Here is a 17,177-nt window from a genome sequence, read left to right on the forward strand (position 1 = left end):
AATCAACTCCGGTTAGAACGGAATGCGATGTTTCAGATTCAAAAAAGGTAATTCGATCAAGCGATAGGTCACATAAGAGAGCCCCACGCTCAGCAACAGCGCAGCCACAGGTAATACGTAGGCATACCAGGATCCAATGTATGCCTCCTCCATCGGCGTCTTAATCGAGTAAATCAGATAAAACAGTACCGGCACGTGAATCAGATACAACGAGTAGGACAGCTTTCCCAACAGGGCCATCGGGCGATTTACCAGCACCGCAGCGAACCGCGGTCTGCCTAGCAGCAGCAACAGAATAATCGCCGTCCACAACAGCGCTTCATAGCTGTGATGCAGATGCCAGGCCCATTCAGCTTTCGATTCGCCAATCCGTGCCGCTTCGCCAAGTACTCCGCCAAGCCCTAGCCAGGCGATAACTATCCCAGCCGTGACCAATATTCCGGTAATACGTTGCGGCCTGTCGCACAACCGCAGGTAGACGCCGGCGGCAATAACGCCCATCAGGAAAGCGGGCAATCGCCCGAACACAGACTTTGTCACCCAGTACGAGCGGATTGGACCATCCGGCCCAGGAAGCACGAACGTAGACAGATACCAGCCCAGCCAAACGACCAGGGCCCCAAAGCAAAGCACTCTAGCCAAGCCGCCGCGCCACAGTGCCAACGCACACAGCGGTAGCAGAACGTAAAACTGAAATTCCGTAGCCAGCGTCCACCAGACCACACTAAACGGAAACATGTCGAAGCCGACGAACTGGAACAGGGCCGCTTGCAGCGCAACCTCCCACTTACCGGTGACAATCGCAGCAATCAGTACCGCAACCAGATAAAGGGGCACTATGCGCAAAACGCGCGCCAATGCATAGTTGCGCACACTGGGAGCCGCAGCGCCCTCGGCGGCAGCTCGCCACCAGGGAAGGCTTAACAGAAAACCGCTCAGGACAAAAAATAGAGTTACCCCGGTATTGCCACCCAGGACATAGCCCAGACCGAACGACACACCTCCCTGATGTCGACCGAAGGTGATACCCCAAACATGGAACAGGTAGACCAGTAAAATGGCCAGCCCGCGAATGCACTCGAGCTCAAGGAGATACGTTCCCTTACCGCGCATGCCCGCGCTGAGCTCTAGCCCACCATGATCAGTTCCTGACACCTTGATTTACCCCCTCTCTTACTGGACGCTAACTCTACAGAAAATGCAGTGACTGGGGTAGACTGGATCCAGAACCAGCTTCAGTCACATAGTATGTTTAGACCTTATGCCGCCCTCGTCGACGGCACGATCGAATACCACGGTAACCAGGCAGCGTATACTCCAGACCCTATCGCCATCGGCGCAGTCGGGGGCAGCGGCACGCGCGTCCTGGCCCAAGTCCTCACAGAGGCAGGCGTGGCCATGGCAACGCCGTCTAACGAGGCGCACGATGCATTGGAATGGCCGCCCATGAAAATGATCATCAACCGCCCACGCCTGCAAAAAATTCCGGTTGATCAACGCATGCATGCGGCCTTTTGGGGGCTCGAGCAGTTGCTCGATGCCCGTCGGCAAGAACAGGGGCTAAGCAGCCGTGTCGGATGGAAGGTCCCGGTTACTCATTTGTGGCTGCGGGAGCTGGGGGACTACTTTCCCGGGTCCCAGTACATACACATTCTGCGAAATGGCCTGGCCATGGCCTATTCACGCAACCAACGCCAGTTGCGCATGTGGGGAAAATCACTGGGCATTCACACCCACTTTGACGACGATGGAATGGCCCCCCCGGGACGCCCTGGAATACTGGCTGCTAGCCAATGAGAATGCTATGAGGCAATCCGCCGCTATGCCAGGTCAGTTTCTACTGGTTCGCTTTGAAGAGCTTTGCAGTGCCCCATTTGAACAAGTGAGTCGGATATTTTCGTTCCTTCAGCTGGACCTGCCGCTTGAGCGTCTCCATCAACTGGCCGCATTGATCAAAACACCCACGACCTGGAACCGCCACACGCAACACGACTGGCGCAACGATTTCAGCCAAACTCAACTCGAACGGCTCAGGGCGTTCGATTACATCCCAGAGACTTCCGCATGAAGCTGTCCGTCATTCTTATCGCCTACGACATGGCCAGGGAGATCCCGCGCACGCTGCAGGGCCTGGCGCGCAACTACCAGTTAGGCGCCGCTGATCTTGAGTACGAAGTGCTGTTGGTGGACAACGGCTCTCCGCAGGCAATCGACCCGCAATCATATTCCCATGTGGATGTTCCTGTGGAGCTGATTCGCATTGACGACGCCCACCCCTCTCCAGCAAAGGCAATCAACCTGGCGGCCGAACAGGCCCGCGGCGAGATTCTCTGCCTGATGATTGACGGTGCACACCTGCTGACGCCGGGCGTATTTGAAATGACGCTCAGTACATTCAGAGCATTTGACGAACCTCTGGTCGCCACCCGCTACTTTTTCACCGGGCCCGACGAGCAGAACAAATCGATAATCGAAGGTTATGATAAGCCCGCAGAGGACAAGTTACTGGCGTCGATAAACTGGCCTGAAGACGGTTATCGCCTGTTTGAAATTGGCACACCCTTCAGAGCTGGCGCGCGCAATATCACCTGGTTCAACAAGATGTTTGAATCGAACTGTATCTCCCTGAGTCGAACCCTGTTCGACCGGTTGGACGGCTGTGATGAGCAGTTCGATCTTCCAGGTGGTGGTTTCCTCAATCTCGACCTCTACAAGCGCGCAGCAGACGCAGCGGGCACCACTCCCGTGCAACTGGTCGGCGAAGGCAGCTTCCATCAACTGCATGGAGGAACCACGACCAACGTATCCATGGAAGAGCGCAAAACGCGCACCGAAAGCTATCGTGAGCAATATCGAAACATACGCGGCACGGATTCGGTGATGACTGAAAAAAATGTTCACTACATGGGACATCTTCCGACCGAGGCGTCAAAAATCCATCTGAAGAACTAGCCCCTGATGTTTAAGCCCTATGCTTCGCTGCTGGAAGGCAAAATTGAATATGAAGCCCCGCAGGCCGTCCTCCTCGAAAACCCCATCGCGGTGGGAGCCGTGGGCGGTAGTGGCACACGAATTCTCGCCCAAATTCTGGCCGAAGCCGGGGTGGCCATGGCGACTCCCTCAAACGACGCGCACGATGCACTGGAGTGGCCACCCATGCATCCGATCATTCACACTGACAAGCTGCAGAGCATGCCGCTGAAAACCCGGCTGCGAGCTGCTTTCTGGGGGCTTGAGTTTCTGCTACTGAAGCGACGCGAACAGTTGGGACTTTCCGGTCGCACGGGCTGGAAGGTCCCCGCCACACACCTGTGGCTGCGCGAGCTTGCTGATTATTTCCCGGCGATTCAATACATTCACATTATTCGCAATGGCCTGGATATGGCGTATTCAGGCAACCAGCGCCAACTCAGTATGTGGGGTGAATATGTTGGCCTGCATACACAGTTTGATGATACAGGCAGGGCAGCACCCAGAGACGCCATGGAGTACTGGCTAATCGCTAACGAAAAGGCGATAGAGGTCGGCGCAACACTGGAAGGCCAGTTTCTGCTTGTGCGCTATGAAGCGCTCTGCCAAGCGCCCGATTCAGAACTGGAACGTATATTTTCCTTTCTGGAGCTGGATATTGATGTTGCGGAGCGCGCAGCACTGGCAGACCGCATCCGTCCACCCGCTACGCTGAATCGATTCCGCCATCATCAGTGGCGGGACGATTTCACCCAGGTGCAGTTGCAACGGCTTGAAGCATTGGGGTACCGCCCCTAAGCCAGCCGCATTGGAAGCTAGCGCGGCTGTTCCGGCGACTTACCGTAGCGCTCAAGAATCGCTTTTTCATAAAGAATCTCGTCACGCAAAGCCTCGTCGAGGTGCCCCTCTGGAAGCGCATGCAACGCTTCTCGCCAGGGCACTTCCTGATAGTCACAGCTACGCCAGTAATACTGCAACTCATCGCTGTGCCAACCGCGATATATCTCGCTCCAGGGCAAGCAATCAAAATGCGGCTTTAGGCACGAAGGGGTCAGCTCAGCACCCGCAGGCTGATAGCGATAATCTACCGAAAGGCGCAGATTCTCTTCGCTGCTATTATCCAGCGCTCTGTGCAGCGTGAGTGACGGGAATAGAAGCACATCTCCCAGTTTAAAATCTGATGCAACCCAGCGACATTCCGCCAGGCGCTCATCTGTGACGGCCTTGCGATTGCCGGGCCCGAGGTGGAACTGCAGTGGTAACAGACCATAACGGTGTGACCCTTCCAGGATCGCTAGTGAACCCTGCTCCCGATAGCAGTCTGCCAGTGGTATCCAGGCAGCCGTCAATTGCTCTGTACCCTGGTTATTCGGATAGTCCTGATGCGGCGGCGTCGACAACTCCGGTGCGCGAGGATAAACAAGCCGGGTAATGCTCAGAGGATGGGGAAAGGCCCCCGGCCCCAACAAATCCTGCATCAACTGCATGAGCTCAGATCGATGAGGCAAACTGTGCAGCGACTCCAGCCGCACCGTCTCCCGCAGCGTCGCAATATATTCCTCATCTCCCTCGCGATGAGGAAGTGATGCCACGCGCGCATTCAGCCGCTGCTCACCGCCCTGAATCCAACCGCGCCTTGCCAGAATAGCGGTCAACTGTTCACGCAATGCCTGCAGCGGCTCGACCGGCAGCAGAGAGCGGAAAAACAGGTAACCATCGCGCTCCATACGCTGGCGCAGCCGCTCAGGGTCGCCAAGCAACGCATTAGCCTCAAAGAAGGGCGCTGCGCTGTCCAGGTCCGACAAATCCCAATCGATCATAACTACAGCTAGAAAAGCAGGGGCTGCTGCTTGGCCGGGGCCAGTGAATTGGCAAAGAACCAGGACTCCACCGCATAGCGATGGTTGACGTCCGCTGTCCCGAAGCCGGTACGGTGCAGGTTGTAGTGATCAAAAAAAACCGCATCGCCTGGCCGGAAGTGCGGACGCTCAACCGCACAGCGCTCAGCCAACTCGTCGACAACACCCTGCCCGACCGTCCAGTCAAAAGGTGCTCCATGTGTCCCGGTGGGGTAAATTTCCCGGTTACTATCAGCGAGGATATCGATACCCGGAGCCTCTGCACCTTCACCACAATCCGTTAGCGACACCCACAGATTCACAGTGCGAATATCCTCACCCATAAACTGCCCGTCCTGATGCCATCCAGACTCCGCGCCGTTATTCGGAGGTACACAACGCAGTACCCATTTGCGCACCGACAGCGAGGCCGGCTCACCAAAATACGCCTGCAACAGCTCGGGCAATCCCACGCTGCGATAAAACTCCTGCATGGCAAACGCCGCCTGCGGTGAGTCCACCGCCCAAACGGATCCCGAATTAGTGTACTGATTGCCACCCAGCGTACCGAACTGCACAGGGCCGCCAGAAACCATTTCAGGCCGCGCAAACTGGCGTTGGTAGTGATCAGGGTCGCCACCCTCGGAAATGGCCTTACGCGCCTTCAGGGCCTGATCGATAAGGGTCCGGGTTGCTACAACGCGCTCCGCATCCATTAGCCCACGTACTATCAGCCCACCCTTGCCCAGAATACCCGAGCGCAAGGCCTGCGCATCCAGATCTGCAGCTTCAATCTCAGGCAAGCCCTGGGTATCGGCAAAACGGTTATCGTGCTCAAGACCCCAGGAAATTTCTCCGTGACTGGCGGCCGCGAAACCTTCAATGGCGTAATTCAACATCTGGCGCTCGAAGACTGCCTGCCCCGCCTGGCGATTCTCTCGGGCGAGATACTCAATCGCGGCGCGGAACTCATGCTCCGCTGCCAACTGCGCTGCCGTCTGGAGTACATGCTCAATTCGACTATCGGTACCGTTCATACTTTTCTCTGCGGGCCATAAGCGGCCTCATTGTTCATTGTCAACGCGCCATGCTAGCGCCATTGTCGCTAAGTTGTTATTGACCTGGCTCAAGCAAAACCTGGTTTACCTCATCGCACAGACCGCGCGTCAGGTCTGACACACCATTGCGCGTCCAGGGATCGGCCACGTCGTCGGGCACAACCATTTCATTCACGATAACAGGTTGGCCCAGTATACCCCCAAATGACGCCTTGCCCTGTGCGTTGGCGCCCAGGTAGGTTGGCGCAGAATAGGAATCTACCGGCGGTGATGGTCGCGATATACGGGTGCTGGCCACTCGCTCATCGCCAATGAACAACTCCAGCACGGCATAGGCTTTACTAGGTGCAATATGGCTGAAGTTAAAGGCTGCGGTCACCACCAGCGGCGTACAACGACCACTGGGCGGAGCAGCACTCTCCAGCGTGAGGCCCACCACGTCAAGATAGAGCTTTTCGCCCTGCTGCCAGAACCGCCAGTGACGGGGCTGCTCAGCAATGATCTGTACATCGCTCGAGTTGGTGTCGGTCGGGGTAACAGCGACGGCAAAACTGAACCCCCCACGCCCGGTGTGCGCTGGAAGTCTTCACCCCGCAACACCCCTCTGCCTGCTGCGCCGTGGCTTTCAAATAGCAGATCCAAAGTTCTCGCCGCCATACGCCACTGCTGGAAGCTGTCTATATTCCTGGCGAGGATGTCCGGCCGCTCAGCGGCAAAGTTTTCACTGCCCGCACTATCCGTTTGTAAATCATTTAGGACAGGGTCGCCGAGAAAATTGCGATGCACACGCCACCGACCGTCCGCAGACAACATCGACCAGGCAGGTTGGCTGGATGTGCCGCTGTCCCAGAACAGTGACCGGGCGGACAATGCCTCGCCCTGGGCCAGGGCCCGCAAATCACGCCCCGGAAGGCCAGCGGGCAGACCGCTGCCCGCAGCTATAGCCATCGTAGGCAGATAATCGAGATAAGACACCACCGTATCGTCAGTTGTGCCGCCTCCCAATCCATCCGGCCAGCGCACAATAAGAGGGGTGCGGACACCGCCCTCCTCGAAGCTCATCTTCGTGCCCGAAAAGGGCGCATTACTATCGATTTGCTTAGCTGTGCCGCCGTTATCGCTCGTGACGATAACCAAAGTGCTTTCAGCAAGCCCGACATCGTCCAACTTCTCTAATACGCGACCAATGTTATGGTCCAACTGGGCTAGCATCGCTTGGTAGCGCCCCCCTGGGGTGTCTGCAAACTGGTCCGCAAAATCAGCGGCTGGCTGCAACGGACCGTGAGGCAGGTAGAGCCAATAATTGAGAAACCAGGGCTCGTCGCGCTGGGGCGCTGATGCGACAAATGTCAGCACTTCGTCCAGCAAGAGTTGAGACAAGTGGCCCTGGTGAGCGCGTGGAAATTTGTTGTCCCGCTGCAGCCAGGGATTGCTATACACCGGCCGGGCAACCTTGAGTTCAGGCGGCTCATGTGGGCCTCGCAAAAAGAACTGAGTGAGGAACCCATAGAAGGTATCGAAACCCTGGGCCAGTGGCCAGGCGGCCTGGGAGACATACCCCAAATGCCACTTGCCAACGTGGTGGGTACTGTACCCTGCCTCGCGGAGCAACTCGGGCAGCGTGTCCACCTCGGGAGCAATACCTGTTCCCTGAGGGCGAAAGCCCCGTCGCAGCGGTGAGGTCCCCGTCAGAATACCGGCACGACTGGCGGCGCAGGTACTGTCGACATAATTGCGGGTATAGCGAATACCCTCGTTGGCGAGCTGATCCAATGCCGGTGTCAGGCTAACTCCAGCGTCGGGGCGATTCGCCCCCAGATCGGCATAGCCCATATCATCGACAAGAATGAAGAGAATATTGGGTTTGTCGGGGGCGGCTGGCGATGCGGGCTCCTGCCGGTCACAACCGGCTATGAATAGCAACACCAACAGGAGCAGAAATAAGCGACTTAAGGCTGCCAATTCAGCACTCCCTGGCGAATCAGGCCTGGACGCGGTCTTCGTTACCGGCCTTGCCTTGCCCGCCTTTTTTGTTGCCACCGGCCATCGCCTTAAAGCGATTGGCCTGGCGTCGCGCCTCCAGGAAGTGCGAGGCATGGACATACAGCTGCTTGAGCTTGCGGCGCTCTTCTTCGTTCTCAGAAAACAGCAGCTGCAGCAAAGGGTGCTCTGGTGCAGTGCGATCGCCACCAGGCTTGCGCAGCACACCGAGGCCAAAGCCGTGGTCGAAGCGGAAGGTTTCAGGGTGAGTCGCCTGCAATTCGTCAAAGTACTTCCAGGCACCGAAATCCTTGATGCGCGCCATCACATCGTGAAACAGCACAATGCCACCCGGGCGTACTTTCGGATACCAGTTGGTGAAATCCTCCTGTACAGCCTCATAGGTGTGCAGACCATCGATGTGCAGCAGATCAACCGTCTCGGCATCGAAATGATTGAGCGCCTCGTTGAAGTACATCTTCAGCAAATAGGTAATGCCGCGATAATGGTCGCGAGCGTGTGTGGCCACATCCTGATATATCGAATCGTCATAGGCGTCTGTATGTACATCGCCTTCCCAGCAATCCACGCCATAGCACACACCTTCAATGTCGTTCTCGATCAGCGACTGACAGAAGGTGAAGAACGAGAGACCGTTATAAACCCCCAGTTCCACCGTCATTTTGGGGCGGATAGCCTCCACCAGGTCGTAGGCGAACGGCAGGTGATCCACCCAGGTACTGAAAACCATACGTTTGGGTTCAAAACGCTGAAGTGAGGGTGGGAAATAAATACTCGAGGACATAAGTTAAATCGCTTTCGTTTTCAGACTCTTCCTGAGCCTGACTTTACTACGGAAAAATTGGACGCGTCGGAATCCTGCCGTCCATCGCGCTGGGCCAGTACTGGCTCTGTTGAGGCCTGCACAAATCGCAGGACCTGATCCGGCAGCTCACCGAGAAATACCGGCGTGGACACCGGGCTTGCGTAGGCCTCGCCACGGATATCTTCGTATTGGTCCTTGATCTCTTTCATCAATGCTTCTCGCTTTGAGCGCGCCTCACCGCCAGTAGTCACGCCGCCATGGAACTGGTGAAAGGTGCCCTCACCGAGAAGCACAACGTGTTCCACACCGGGGAATTCACAGGCGCGTTTGTAGAGATCGAGATTCACCAGACCGCCACCGCGGATATTGAAGCGAATATCTATGCCGCCAAGGGCAGCCCAGATATCACGGGGGATACTAATACAATTGCTCTCGCTATTCGGGCGGAAAAAGCCCGGCGCACAGGAGCCGCTAAAACAGGAAATATCGAACAAACGATAGCCTTCCAGAGGCCAGCCAATAGAGCGAATCAGGCTCCGGTCCTGCTCGACACCATAGCCCTGTTCAACAGCGTCCTGTTGCAGCTCACTGCCGATATGATAACCAGGCACGGTAACCACCGCTTTGTCATGCAGTCGGTGCCCGCGCAGAATATTGCGCACTACCCCGGGCGTCACCATGCGGGCGCCATCGATCATAACACACACATACTGACCTCGGCTGATGCCTGCCCCATGATTAATCGCATGCACCGGTGTCGGCTCGCGTTCGTGTCGCAGGTGGTACGTAAAATTATCAGGTAGGGTGCGCAGGAAGTCGGGATTCAGATTACGCTCAGATTTGTTTTCAACCACGATAACTTCGTAGTCGAGTTCACTAACCCCTTCCTGATACTGCGGCGTGAGCGATTGCAGTGTGCGCTCTGCCTGCTCAGGCATGTCGTAAACAATGACGATAAAACTGACCAACGGCCGACTCTCGTCGCGGGGAGTGGCGGGTATATCGCCATTAATTATTTTTTTAAGATGCCCAAGCATCAGGACCTCACTCAGCCAGCCGCTGTAGCTTTCGATACAGCCGGCGTATATTCCAGGGTAGCGGCGTCCCTTCTCCACCCTGCGCGGATTTTAGCTGCTGTTCATAGAAGGCACCTTCCCCGGCATCCAGCCCGAGATCGCATAGCACATTGCGCAGCTTTTCTTGAAATATATCCTGCGCTTCATCGAAACACAGAATGGGAAACGGCTGCTTGCGATACGCTCGCAGCAGTCGACGATTATACTGCAGCCATAACTCCAGGCCCGTCGCCATTGGCAACTCACTGCGGTTATGGAGTGACTGGGCGACTACCATCGGATGACGGAATATGCCGATATATTGCATGTGAGGGAACAGCGATTGCCAGCCCTCCAGTGTCAGCAGCGTACGTGGATCCTTGAATCCAAAATAGTTGAACCGTGCGTACTCCTGGAACAGCCCCCTGGCGGCATTCAGCTGATCTTGCGGCCACTGGATCACGTCCACGGGCTGGTCCCAGCCGCCCCCATTGGCCATGAGCACCGCATCATTGATATCGACGATGTGCTGATTTTCGCGATTGCCCTTGAGATTGTGCGGATTCCACGTGGAATGGTCACCCAACTCCAGCCCTGCTTCCTGCATGGAGCCGGTCAGGCAGCTGGTGCCGGAGCGGTGCATACCCAGCACGCAGACAATTTTCTGCGGGGCATTGCTACAGGTCGCTGCGGCTTGTGTGCTACTCATAGTACTCGCGGAATAATCCCGGGCCTGTTTTGGGCGCGGTTATAATATTGAAAAACGACTGAAACAGTATATAGATTAGGCACTTGCGTGACTACAACCGCTCTCAGCGTGATATCCAGGCTGTGAGGGGGGTCACAACCACCATCAGGAGAGACGTGAAATGAACAAACCCACCCAAATCGCTATCGCAGCCTTGATGCTTGCGCTACTGAGCGGATGCGCCCAGTACGACAACCGGCGCGGCGTGCTCGACAACTGGCAGGCCATCGAATCAGCGACATTCACCCGGGGGGAGACCACACGCCAGCAGGTATTGAGCGCCCTGGGCCCACCCTCGCAAATTGTCGCCCTGGGAGACGAAACGGCACTGTACTACCTCTACGAACAGAGCAAGGGGCAGGGACTGGTGCTGGTGGTCTACAACCGTTTCAAGCTGGACACCCAATACGATCGCGCGGTGTTCTTTTTTGATAGCGACGATCGCCTGACCGACTACGCCACCCAACTGGCCACAGGGGACGAGCGTTGATAGCGCGCCTGACTGTCCTCGCGCTGGTCGTGCTGCTGGGCGGCTGCACACGCTGGACCTATGACCTGGGCGAGCCACTGGCGCAGACTGACGTTCCCGCGAAAGGCACCCCCCTGAGTGAGGTTATTGCCAGACTGGGCCCGCCGCTGCGATTGTCAGCGACACCTCAGGGCTATGTCATGGCGTGGGAGCACTGGGTAATTGGCGACGATTCGCTGGGCCTGAGCCTCGGCCCCTGGGGGTCGATTTGCTGTCCCTGGACCTGGGCGCCGCCCGGGTGAGCGGCGAGTTTCTGGTGCTGCAGTTTGATCGCAATCGGCAATTGGCTGATGCGAGTTTCTCCGCCTGGAATGAAAATGCCGGCCAGGGGGCGGCCCTGCAACCCTCGTTTGGACTGGTCGAGGTGGTCGATGTCAGTGACCTCACGGGCGCCCTGCCCACCCATCGCTGGGGCGCGCTGGGCCTGAAACCGTTGCCGGAGTCCCTGAACACCCAGTCACCTGAGTCTGGCCAGGATGGCCTGGAACAGCGCGGCACTCCGCGCGGGCCGGACAGCGCACGCTGGAGTACGACGACTGAGCGCAGTGCTAAATCACGGGCAAAAAAAAGCCCACCCCGTACGGGGTGGGCTTTTTTGTTTGGTGGGCCGTGCTGGGCTCGAACCAGCGACCAATTGGTTAAAAGCCAACTGCTCTACCAACTGAGCTAACGGCCCTAAATCTTGGAACACCGAAATAGGTGGCGCCCCCAGAGAGGTGCGTATAGTAATGATTTAGCGGCAAAAAACAAGCGTTTGCCAAAAATATTTTTCGCCGTAACAAACTCAATAATACCGGGTGGGATCTGCCACCCCAGCGTCGACAAAACCCTGCCGGCGCAGTCGACAACTGTCACACTTACCACAGGCGCGGCCGTCTGCGTCGGCCTGGTAACAAGACACTGTCAGCGAATAATCCACGCCAAGGTCCAGGCCTGCCGCAATGATATCTCCCTTCCCCAATTCCATTAAGGGTGTATGAATGGTCAGCTTCTGCCCCTCAACGCCAGCCCGTGTCGCCAGGTTAGCCATTGCTTCAAAGGCAGCAATATACTCCGGACGACAGTCGGGGTAGCCGGAATAGTCGACCGCATTAACGCCAATAAAAATGTCCTGGGCGCCCAACACCTCAGCCCAGCCCAGCGCGATCGACATGAACACCGTGTTTCGCGCCGGCACATAAGTCACCGGAATACCCTGGGTTTCCTCTTCGGGGACATCGATATCCGTATCAGTCAGGGCAGAGCCGCCAATGGCGTCCAGGTTCAGGTTAACCACCTTGTGCTCGACATCACCCAGGGCTGTAGAGACCCGATCGGCTGCCAACAGTTCCGCCCGGTGGCGCTGGCCATAATCAAAACTGAGGGTATAACAGGCGTAGCCCTGGGCCCGAGCCATGGCCAACACGGTGGTGGAATCGAGGCCGCCACTGACAAGAATGACGGCGCGCTTATCACTATTCATGGTTTCAGTGTCCTGGTTCGTCGTTCCAGAGGATCTTGTGCAGCTGTAGCTGCATGCGCACTGGCAGGTTATCCTCGAGGATCCATTCGGCGAGTTCGCGACCGCTGAGCTGGCCGTGACTCGGCGACAGCAGTACCTCAGCCACGCGCGTGGCCAGCTGATACTCTTCCAGCTTAAAACGCATCCACTCGTAATCTGCCCGATCACAGATCACGAACTTCACCTGATCATGGGGTTTCAGCAACGGGATATTAGCGTAATCATTGCGCGACATTTCTCCCGAGGCCGGCGTTTTCAAATCAAGCACCGTCACCACCCGCGGATCGACGCCGGCCAGCGGCATTGCCCCGCCGGTTTCCAATGACACCTCGTAGCCCGCATCACACAACCGGATAAGCAGCGGCAGACAATTGGGCTGCGCCAGCGGTTCTCCTCCGGTGACAGTGACATAGCGCGGCTGCCACTCGGCCACCTTGGCAGCAATGTGGTCGAGCGTAAATATCTCACCGCCGCTAAACGCGTACTCGGTGTCACAGTAAACGCAGCGCAGTGGACAGCCGGTCAGGCGCACAAATACCGTGGGCAGACCAACCGTACGGGTTTCGCCCTGCAGCGAGTAGAACATCTCGGTGAGGCGCAGTGTCGGCGTTGTATCAAGGGTGGAGTCAGTGGATTGTGGAGCGTGATCGGCCATAGGAGGAGCGCGCCCTGAGGCGCGCGGAATCAGTAGTTCTGAGCAAGGAAATCCCGGGCCAGTTTGACCGCGGAACTGCTGGTGTTACCGTATTGGCTGATGACGCGCTCCATGTGCTCACGGGCGCGCTCGCGATTGCCCTTCTCGAAGTAGACTTTGCCGAGCTTGTACATGGCATCCGGTGCCTTACCGTTCGTGGGGTACTGATCGAGTAGCAAGGTAAAGGCCTGCCGTGAACCTTCCAGATCACGGGGCTGCACCACCAGATAAAGCTCACCCAGCCAATAATGAGCATTGGGTGCATACTTGCCATCCGGATAAGCGCGCAGGAAATCATTAAACGCCGTCACGGCCTCGTCAAACTGCTGGCTGCGCACCAACGAGTACGCCGCCTTGTAGGCCTGGGCTTCGCCGGGGATTTCCGCAGCGCCGCCACCTATAGCGCCACCGCCTACTGGAGCTGGAGCAACCTGAGTACTCCCACCGCTGGCCGTCGGGGCACTACCGCCGCCCGCACTCAGGCGCTTGTCGAGGTCGACATAGCGCTCAAGGCTCTGGGCCTTGAGAATTCGCAGTTCATTGGCTTGCTCTTCCACCATGCCGTTGAGCCGCATCACCTCCTGCTGCAACTGCTGGACCTGCAGGAACAGATTGCCAACATTGCCCTGGCCACCGACGGCCTGGGAGGTCATCTGGCTTGCCGGGGGCGGTGTCGCTGTTGTCGGCGCCGCCGGGGCACTAGTAACGCCGTAGCTGGTGGCCGGGTAAGTCTGGGCAGGCTGGACGCTGTAGGGATCGCGGCTGGCCGGCGTGGCGTAAGGGTCTGACACAGCGGGCTGTACCGGAGCCGATTGCGGTGCGGACTGGCGCCCACTGCGCTCGGCTTCCACATCCACATAGTCTTGTGCATGGGCCACAAAGCAGAACGGGCTGGTCACAATGACCAGCCCGCCCGCCACAAGCCATTTGCTTATGCCTGTCATAGCGCGATTACTTCAGTTCAACGCGCCGGTTCTGTGACCAGTTGGCTTCACCGGAACCGTAGGCGTTGGGACGCTCTTCACCGTAGCTGACTGTCTCAATACGTGAGCCAGCAACACCATTCACTACCATGTAGTCTCGTACCGCGTTGGCACGACGTTCACCCAGAGCCATGTTGTACTCGCGAGTACCACGCTCGTCAGTATGACCTTCCAGGCGAACGGTTTCGTTGTTGCCGGCCAGGTAAGAGATGTGGGCATCCAGAGCAGCGATCGCTTCGGGCTTCAGGGTGTAGCTGTCGTAGTCGAAGAAGAAAACACTACCGGCAGCAATTGCTGCGTCACGGAAGCGCTGCTGCTCTGCCTGCTGTGCAGCGAGAGCCTCTTGCTCGGCAATGCGTGCCGCCTCGGCTGCCGCTGCCGCGGCTGCTGCTTCTTCTTGCTCCTTGGAATTACCGGAACAAGCTGCCAGGAATGCTGCTGCAAACAGCAGTGTAATAGCCTTACCGGCAACAGGTAGTTGTTTCATAATACTCTTCCTTAAAAGAACTTGGTTTCTATAATCTTAGCTTCTAAAGAGCGCTATCAGCGCTCCATATAAGGTGACCATGCTGGCTCCCGCACGTCGCCCTCTCTCGAAGGCAGGCGGAACTTTACTCCCCCATCGACAGATACCGCGGCGAGTATCCCGCGACCTGCATGTTTCGTTGCGTACAATACCATGGAACCATTGGGTGCGATACTGGGAGATTCATCCAATTCAGTAGAAGTCAGCACCTGCAAACGGTTGGTCACAAGGTCGTGGATAGCAATGTGGAAACGGCCATTTACCTGGTGCACCATGACCACATTGCGACCGTCCTGGGCGACTCTGGCACGTGCGTTATAAACACCTTCATAGGTGAGTCGCTCGGTATTGCCGGTACGCATATCGTACTTGTAGATCTGCGGACGGCCACCGCGATCCGAGGTAAACAATAGTGTCCTGCCGTCCGGCGTCCAGGTAGGTTCGGTATCGATAGCGTAGTGGCGCGTCAGCCGCGTCAGTTGCTTGGTGGCGAGATCCAGCAGGTATATATCCGGGCTGCCGTCCTTGGACAGCACCATGGCCATGCTGCGGCCATCCGGCGACCAGGCCGGAGCACCATTGAGGCCCTTGAAGTTGGTCAATTGCTCGCGTGCGCCACTGGACAGATTCTGGCGATAAATGGCCGGGCGCCCGGTTTCAAAGGACACATAGGAAATCTCGCTGCCATCTGGCGACCAGCCCGGGGCCATAATTGGCTCACGAGACTCCAGCAGCACAATCGGGCGGGCACCATCGGAATCCGCCAGGGTGAGGCGATAGTAGTCCTTGCCGCCCTCCACACGGGTCACAGACACATATAACAGGCGAGTGGCAAAGGCGCCGCGAATCCCCGTGAGCTTTTCATAAACATCGTCAGCCACCCGGTGAGCAATCATGCGCGCCTCGTTAATCGGCCCGGTCTCAACACCCTGGTAAACGCGCGCCTGGCGGGTCACGTCATACAGCTCGTATTCCACCCGCAAATCCTGGCCCGAGGCAGAGGAGCGACCGATCAGAATGTATTCCGTATCCAGCGCTCGCCAGTCACGGTAGAAGATGTCGCGCTCGGTGCTGGGGCGCCCCAGCATCTCGGCGCGGCCCACCGGTGCGAACTGGCCGCTGCGTGCGAGATCACTGTCCACGACCCAGGCAATATCTTCCGGCGCCGGGCCAGGGCCCGCCCAGGCAAAGGGCACCACTGCAATCGCGGTGGGATCATCCACACCCTGGGTTATTTCAATTGTAAGTTGAGCCCGTGCATTCAACGCCATCAGTGCCAGAAGCACGGGCGCCAGAGCCAATACCAGCCGTTTCATCAGTATCTTAAGTCCTCGGGTCTGAATAACAGGCGGAAGCGCCTAAAGTTTTTCTCAAATTCATTGGCGGGCAGATTCTTGAGCTCGGGAAAGCTGCCGGCCTTTTCTACTGCATTCATCGCGGAGCGATCAAAAGCGCTGTTACCACTGCTGCGCTCAAGGCGCACGCTGACCACTTCACCGGTGGGCACCAACTGTACAATCAACACCGCCTCCATACCGTTGCGAGCACTCGGGGGGCGGCTCCAGTAATTAATGACTGTGCGCTGAATCAGGGCGGCATAGCTGGCGGCCATTTCATCGGCCGTCACGGCCGCCTCTGCCGCGAGCACTTCCTCTTCCTCGGCCATGGCACGGGCCAGATCCGCGCGAGCGATGGCAGCGAGTTCCTCTTCGGTAATGCGGGGCTCGGGCTTGGGTTCCGGCTTTGGCTCTACCTTGGGCTGTGGCTTGGGCTTGGGTGGCGCGGGCTTTGGCTTGGGCTTGGCCACCGGCTTGGGTTGTTTGGGTTTCGGCTTGGCCACCGGTTTCGGCTTGGGTTTGGCGATCAACTCACTGGCATCCACTAGGCGGGCATTAATTACTTTCGGCGGTGCCTTGGCCTCGATGGTTTTGGTTTCCATCGGGCTCGACCAGTTCCACAACATAAATGCCAGGATCATCGCATGCAGGGCGATGCTTGCCATGGCCGGGCGCACCACAATGCGCGGCGCCACGGGCTTGGCATAGACGGAGTCAGTGCTCACTGAGGGTTCTCGGTTACCAGGCCGACACTGGGCGCACCGGCCTGTTGCAGGGCGACCATCACCGTCACAACCTCGCCGTAGGGGACAGCCTCGTCACCCCAGATAAGCACCGGCTTATCCGGGTTGCGCTTAATCACTTTAGACACCCGGTCCTTGATGGTGGCCAGCGCAAGCACCTGCTTCTCCTGCCCCAGGTTCAGAAACAGCTGGCCACTGGCATCCACGGATACGATTAACGGCTCGCTGTCCTGATTTTCGACAGGGTCCGCGGCGGCCTCGGGCAGATCAACTTTCACCCCCTGCATCAGCATGGGCGCCGTGACCATGAAGATAATCAGCAAGACCAGCATCACATCGATATACGGCACGACGTTGATCTCTGCCATGGGTTTGCGCTTGCCGCGGGC

21 protein-coding genes and 1 tRNA gene are annotated in these 17,177 nt (G+C 57.5%); 6 read left to right on the forward strand and 16 right to left on the reverse strand.

What is annotated here, in order from left to right:
* Nucleotides 1-12: 12 nt before the first annotated feature.
* Nucleotides 13-1,155: an acyltransferase family protein gene (locus tag BST95_RS18710; protein ID WP_146004272.1), complete on the reverse strand. Its 1,143-nt coding sequence runs from the start codon at nucleotides 1,153-1,155 to the stop codon at nucleotides 13-15.
* 93 nt (nucleotides 1,156-1,248) lie between these two features.
* On the opposite strand from BST95_RS18710, the gene BST95_RS20000 reads away from it, so the two are divergent.
* The 4 genes from BST95_RS20000 to BST95_RS18725 are packed head-to-tail and all read left to right on the forward strand — an operon-like array spanning nucleotide 1,249 to nucleotide 3,768.
* Nucleotides 1,249-1,797: a hypothetical protein gene (locus tag BST95_RS20000; RefSeq protein WP_169844001.1), complete on the forward strand. Its 549-nt coding sequence runs from the start codon at nucleotides 1,249-1,251 to the stop codon at nucleotides 1,795-1,797.
* 7 nt (nucleotides 1,798-1,804) lie between these two features.
* Complete coding sequence (locus BST95_RS18715) at nucleotides 1,805-2,068, forward strand: sulfotransferase family protein (RefSeq protein ID WP_229801915.1); 264 nt, start codon at nucleotides 1,805-1,807, stop codon at nucleotides 2,066-2,068.
* Nucleotides 2,065-2,952: a glycosyltransferase family 2 protein gene (locus BST95_RS18720; protein WP_084200923.1), complete on the forward strand. Its 888-nt coding sequence runs from the start codon at nucleotides 2,065-2,067 to the stop codon at nucleotides 2,950-2,952. The genes BST95_RS18715 and BST95_RS18720 overlap by 4 nt, the downstream gene beginning before the upstream one ends.
* A gap of 6 nt (nucleotides 2,953-2,958) precedes the next feature.
* Nucleotides 2,959-3,768: a sulfotransferase family protein gene (locus tag BST95_RS18725; RefSeq protein WP_084200924.1), complete on the forward strand. Its 810-nt coding sequence runs from the start codon at nucleotides 2,959-2,961 to the stop codon at nucleotides 3,766-3,768.
* A gap of 17 nt (nucleotides 3,769-3,785) precedes the next feature.
* Here the strand turns inward: BST95_RS18725 and BST95_RS18730 are convergent, their stop codons facing one another.
* The 7 genes from BST95_RS18730 to BST95_RS18760 form a co-directional block, all read right to left on the reverse strand.
* Nucleotides 3,786-4,790 (reverse strand): phytanoyl-CoA dioxygenase family protein, encoded by a 1,005-nt coding sequence (locus BST95_RS18730; RefSeq protein ID WP_084200925.1) that lies wholly within the window; start codon nucleotides 4,788-4,790, stop codon nucleotides 3,786-3,788.
* 8 nt (nucleotides 4,791-4,798) lie between these two features.
* On the reverse strand, nucleotides 4,799-5,845 hold the full coding sequence (locus tag BST95_RS18735) for a phytanoyl-CoA dioxygenase family protein (RefSeq protein WP_084200926.1): 1,047 nt from the start codon (nucleotides 5,843-5,845) through the stop codon (nucleotides 4,799-4,801).
* A 76-nt stretch (nucleotides 5,846-5,921) separates the two neighbouring features.
* Nucleotides 5,922-6,245, reverse strand: a complete 324-nt coding sequence (locus BST95_RS18740; protein WP_169844003.1) for a hypothetical protein — start codon at nucleotides 6,243-6,245, stop codon at nucleotides 5,922-5,924.
* Nucleotides 6,242-7,828: a sulfatase-like hydrolase/transferase gene (locus BST95_RS18745; protein WP_169844004.1), complete on the reverse strand. Its 1,587-nt coding sequence runs from the start codon at nucleotides 7,826-7,828 to the stop codon at nucleotides 6,242-6,244. Before BST95_RS18745 ends, BST95_RS18740 begins: the two co-directional genes overlap by 4 nt.
* A gap of 19 nt (nucleotides 7,829-7,847) precedes the next feature.
* Complete coding sequence (locus BST95_RS18750) at nucleotides 7,848-8,597, reverse strand: class I SAM-dependent methyltransferase (protein ID WP_229801914.1); 750 nt, start codon at nucleotides 8,595-8,597, stop codon at nucleotides 7,848-7,850.
* 74 nt (nucleotides 8,598-8,671) lie between these two features.
* Nucleotides 8,672-9,709, reverse strand: a complete 1,038-nt coding sequence (locus tag BST95_RS18755; protein ID WP_084200930.1) for a glycosyltransferase family 2 protein — start codon at nucleotides 9,707-9,709, stop codon at nucleotides 8,672-8,674.
* A 7-nt stretch (nucleotides 9,710-9,716) separates the two neighbouring features.
* Entirely contained in the window at nucleotides 9,717-10,436 is a 720-nt protein-coding gene (locus BST95_RS18760; RefSeq protein ID WP_084200931.1) for a hypothetical protein, read from the reverse strand.
* 160 nt (nucleotides 10,437-10,596) lie between these two features.
* Between BST95_RS18760 and bamE the strand changes: the two genes are divergently transcribed.
* Nucleotides 10,597-10,965, forward strand: a complete 369-nt coding sequence (gene bamE / locus BST95_RS18765) for an outer membrane protein assembly factor BamE domain-containing protein (RefSeq protein WP_084200932.1) — start codon at nucleotides 10,597-10,599, stop codon at nucleotides 10,963-10,965.
* Nucleotides 10,962-11,246: a hypothetical protein gene (locus BST95_RS18770; protein ID WP_084200933.1), complete on the forward strand. Its 285-nt coding sequence runs from the start codon at nucleotides 10,962-10,964 to the stop codon at nucleotides 11,244-11,246. The genes bamE and BST95_RS18770 overlap by 4 nt, the downstream gene beginning before the upstream one ends.
* A gap of 358 nt (nucleotides 11,247-11,604) precedes the next feature.
* On the opposite strand, the gene BST95_RS18775 is transcribed toward BST95_RS18770, so the two are convergent.
* The 8 genes from BST95_RS18775 to tolR form a co-directional block, all read right to left on the reverse strand.
* Nucleotides 11,605-11,680 (reverse strand) — tRNA-Lys (locus BST95_RS18775).
* A gap of 108 nt (nucleotides 11,681-11,788) precedes the next feature.
* A complete protein-coding gene (queC, locus tag BST95_RS18780; protein ID WP_084200934.1) occupies nucleotides 11,789-12,466 on the reverse strand; it encodes a 7-cyano-7-deazaguanine synthase QueC in 678 nt (225 codons plus the stop codon).
* Nucleotides 12,467-12,470: 4 nt separating this feature from the next.
* The gene (gene queE / locus BST95_RS18785) at nucleotides 12,471-13,160 is read right to left on the reverse strand and encodes a 7-carboxy-7-deazaguanine synthase QueE (RefSeq protein ID WP_084200935.1); all 690 of its coding nucleotides are present in this window, start codon (nucleotides 13,158-13,160) and stop codon (nucleotides 12,471-12,473) included.
* A 29-nt stretch (nucleotides 13,161-13,189) separates the two neighbouring features.
* Nucleotides 13,190-14,143, reverse strand: coding sequence for a tol-pal system protein YbgF (ybgF, locus tag BST95_RS18790; RefSeq protein WP_084200936.1), 954 nt, complete (start codon nucleotides 14,141-14,143; stop codon nucleotides 13,190-13,192).
* A 7-nt stretch (nucleotides 14,144-14,150) separates the two neighbouring features.
* On the reverse strand, nucleotides 14,151-14,669 hold the full coding sequence (pal, locus tag BST95_RS18795; RefSeq protein ID WP_066059772.1) for a peptidoglycan-associated lipoprotein Pal: 519 nt from the start codon (nucleotides 14,667-14,669) through the stop codon (nucleotides 14,151-14,153).
* Between the two features lie 56 nt (nucleotides 14,670-14,725).
* Nucleotides 14,726-16,024 (reverse strand): Tol-Pal system beta propeller repeat protein TolB, encoded by a 1,299-nt coding sequence (gene tolB / locus BST95_RS18800; RefSeq protein WP_084200937.1) that lies wholly within the window; start codon nucleotides 16,022-16,024, stop codon nucleotides 14,726-14,728.
* Entirely contained in the window at nucleotides 16,024-16,770 is a 747-nt protein-coding gene (gene tolA / locus BST95_RS18805) for a cell envelope integrity protein TolA (protein ID WP_084200938.1), read from the reverse strand. The genes tolB and tolA overlap by 1 nt, the downstream gene beginning before the upstream one ends.
* Entirely contained in the window at nucleotides 16,767-17,156 is a 390-nt protein-coding gene (gene tolR, locus BST95_RS18810; RefSeq protein ID WP_066052922.1) for a protein TolR, read from the reverse strand. The genes tolA and tolR overlap by 4 nt, the downstream gene beginning before the upstream one ends.
* Nucleotides 17,157-17,177 lie beyond the last annotated feature (21 nt).

Source organism: Halioglobus japonicus (assembly GCF_001983995.1).
In the GTDB taxonomy this organism is placed as follows: domain Bacteria; phylum Pseudomonadota; class Gammaproteobacteria; order Pseudomonadales; family Halieaceae; genus Halioglobus; species Halioglobus japonicus.

What these genes read in the sequence shown, in the direction of transcription:
- BST95_RS20000 (WP_169844001.1), top strand. Translation starts at nt 1,249, where the DNA reads ATGTTTAGACCTTATGCCGCCCTCGTCGACGGCACGATCGAATACCAC.
- BST95_RS18715 (WP_229801915.1), top strand. Translation starts at nt 1,805, where the DNA reads ATGAGGCAATCCGCCGCTATGCCAGGTCAGTTTCTACTGGTTCGCTTT.
- BST95_RS18720 (WP_084200923.1), top strand. Translation starts at nt 2,065, where the DNA reads ATGAAGCTGTCCGTCATTCTTATCGCCTACGACATGGCCAGGGAGATC.
- BST95_RS18725 (WP_084200924.1), top strand. Translation starts at nt 2,959, where the DNA reads ATGTTTAAGCCCTATGCTTCGCTGCTGGAAGGCAAAATTGAATATGAA.
- BST95_RS18730 (WP_084200925.1), bottom strand. Translation starts at nt 4,790, where the DNA reads ATGATCGATTGGGATTTGTCGGACCTGGACAGCGCAGCGCCCTTCTTT.
- BST95_RS18735 (WP_084200926.1), bottom strand. Translation starts at nt 5,845, where the DNA reads ATGAACGGTACCGATAGTCGAATTGAGCATGTACTCCAGACGGCAGCG.
- BST95_RS18750 (WP_229801914.1), bottom strand. Translation starts at nt 8,597, where the DNA reads ATGGTTTTCAGTACCTGGGTGGATCACCTGCCGTTCGCCTACGACCTG.
- BST95_RS18755 (WP_084200930.1), bottom strand. Translation starts at nt 9,709, where the DNA reads ATGCTTGGGCATCTTAAAAAAATAATTAATGGCGATATACCCGCCACT.
- BST95_RS18760 (WP_084200931.1), bottom strand. Translation starts at nt 10,436, where the DNA reads ATGAGTAGCACACAAGCCGCAGCGACCTGTAGCAATGCCCCGCAGAAA.
- bamE (WP_084200932.1), top strand. Translation starts at nt 10,597, where the DNA reads ATGAACAAACCCACCCAAATCGCTATCGCAGCCTTGATGCTTGCGCTA.
- queC (WP_084200934.1), bottom strand. Translation starts at nt 12,466, where the DNA reads ATGAATAGTGATAAGCGCGCCGTCATTCTTGTCAGTGGCGGCCTCGAT.
- queE (WP_084200935.1), bottom strand. Translation starts at nt 13,160, where the DNA reads ATGGCCGATCACGCTCCACAATCCACTGACTCCACCCTTGATACAACG.
- ybgF (WP_084200936.1), bottom strand. Translation starts at nt 14,143, where the DNA reads ATGACAGGCATAAGCAAATGGCTTGTGGCGGGCGGGCTGGTCATTGTG.
- pal (WP_066059772.1), bottom strand. Translation starts at nt 14,669, where the DNA reads ATGAAACAACTACCTGTTGCCGGTAAGGCTATTACACTGCTGTTTGCA.
- tolB (WP_084200937.1), bottom strand. Translation starts at nt 16,024, where the DNA reads ATGAAACGGCTGGTATTGGCTCTGGCGCCCGTGCTTCTGGCACTGATG.
- tolR (WP_066052922.1), bottom strand. Translation starts at nt 17,156, where the DNA reads ATGGCAGAGATCAACGTCGTGCCGTATATCGATGTGATGCTGGTCTTG.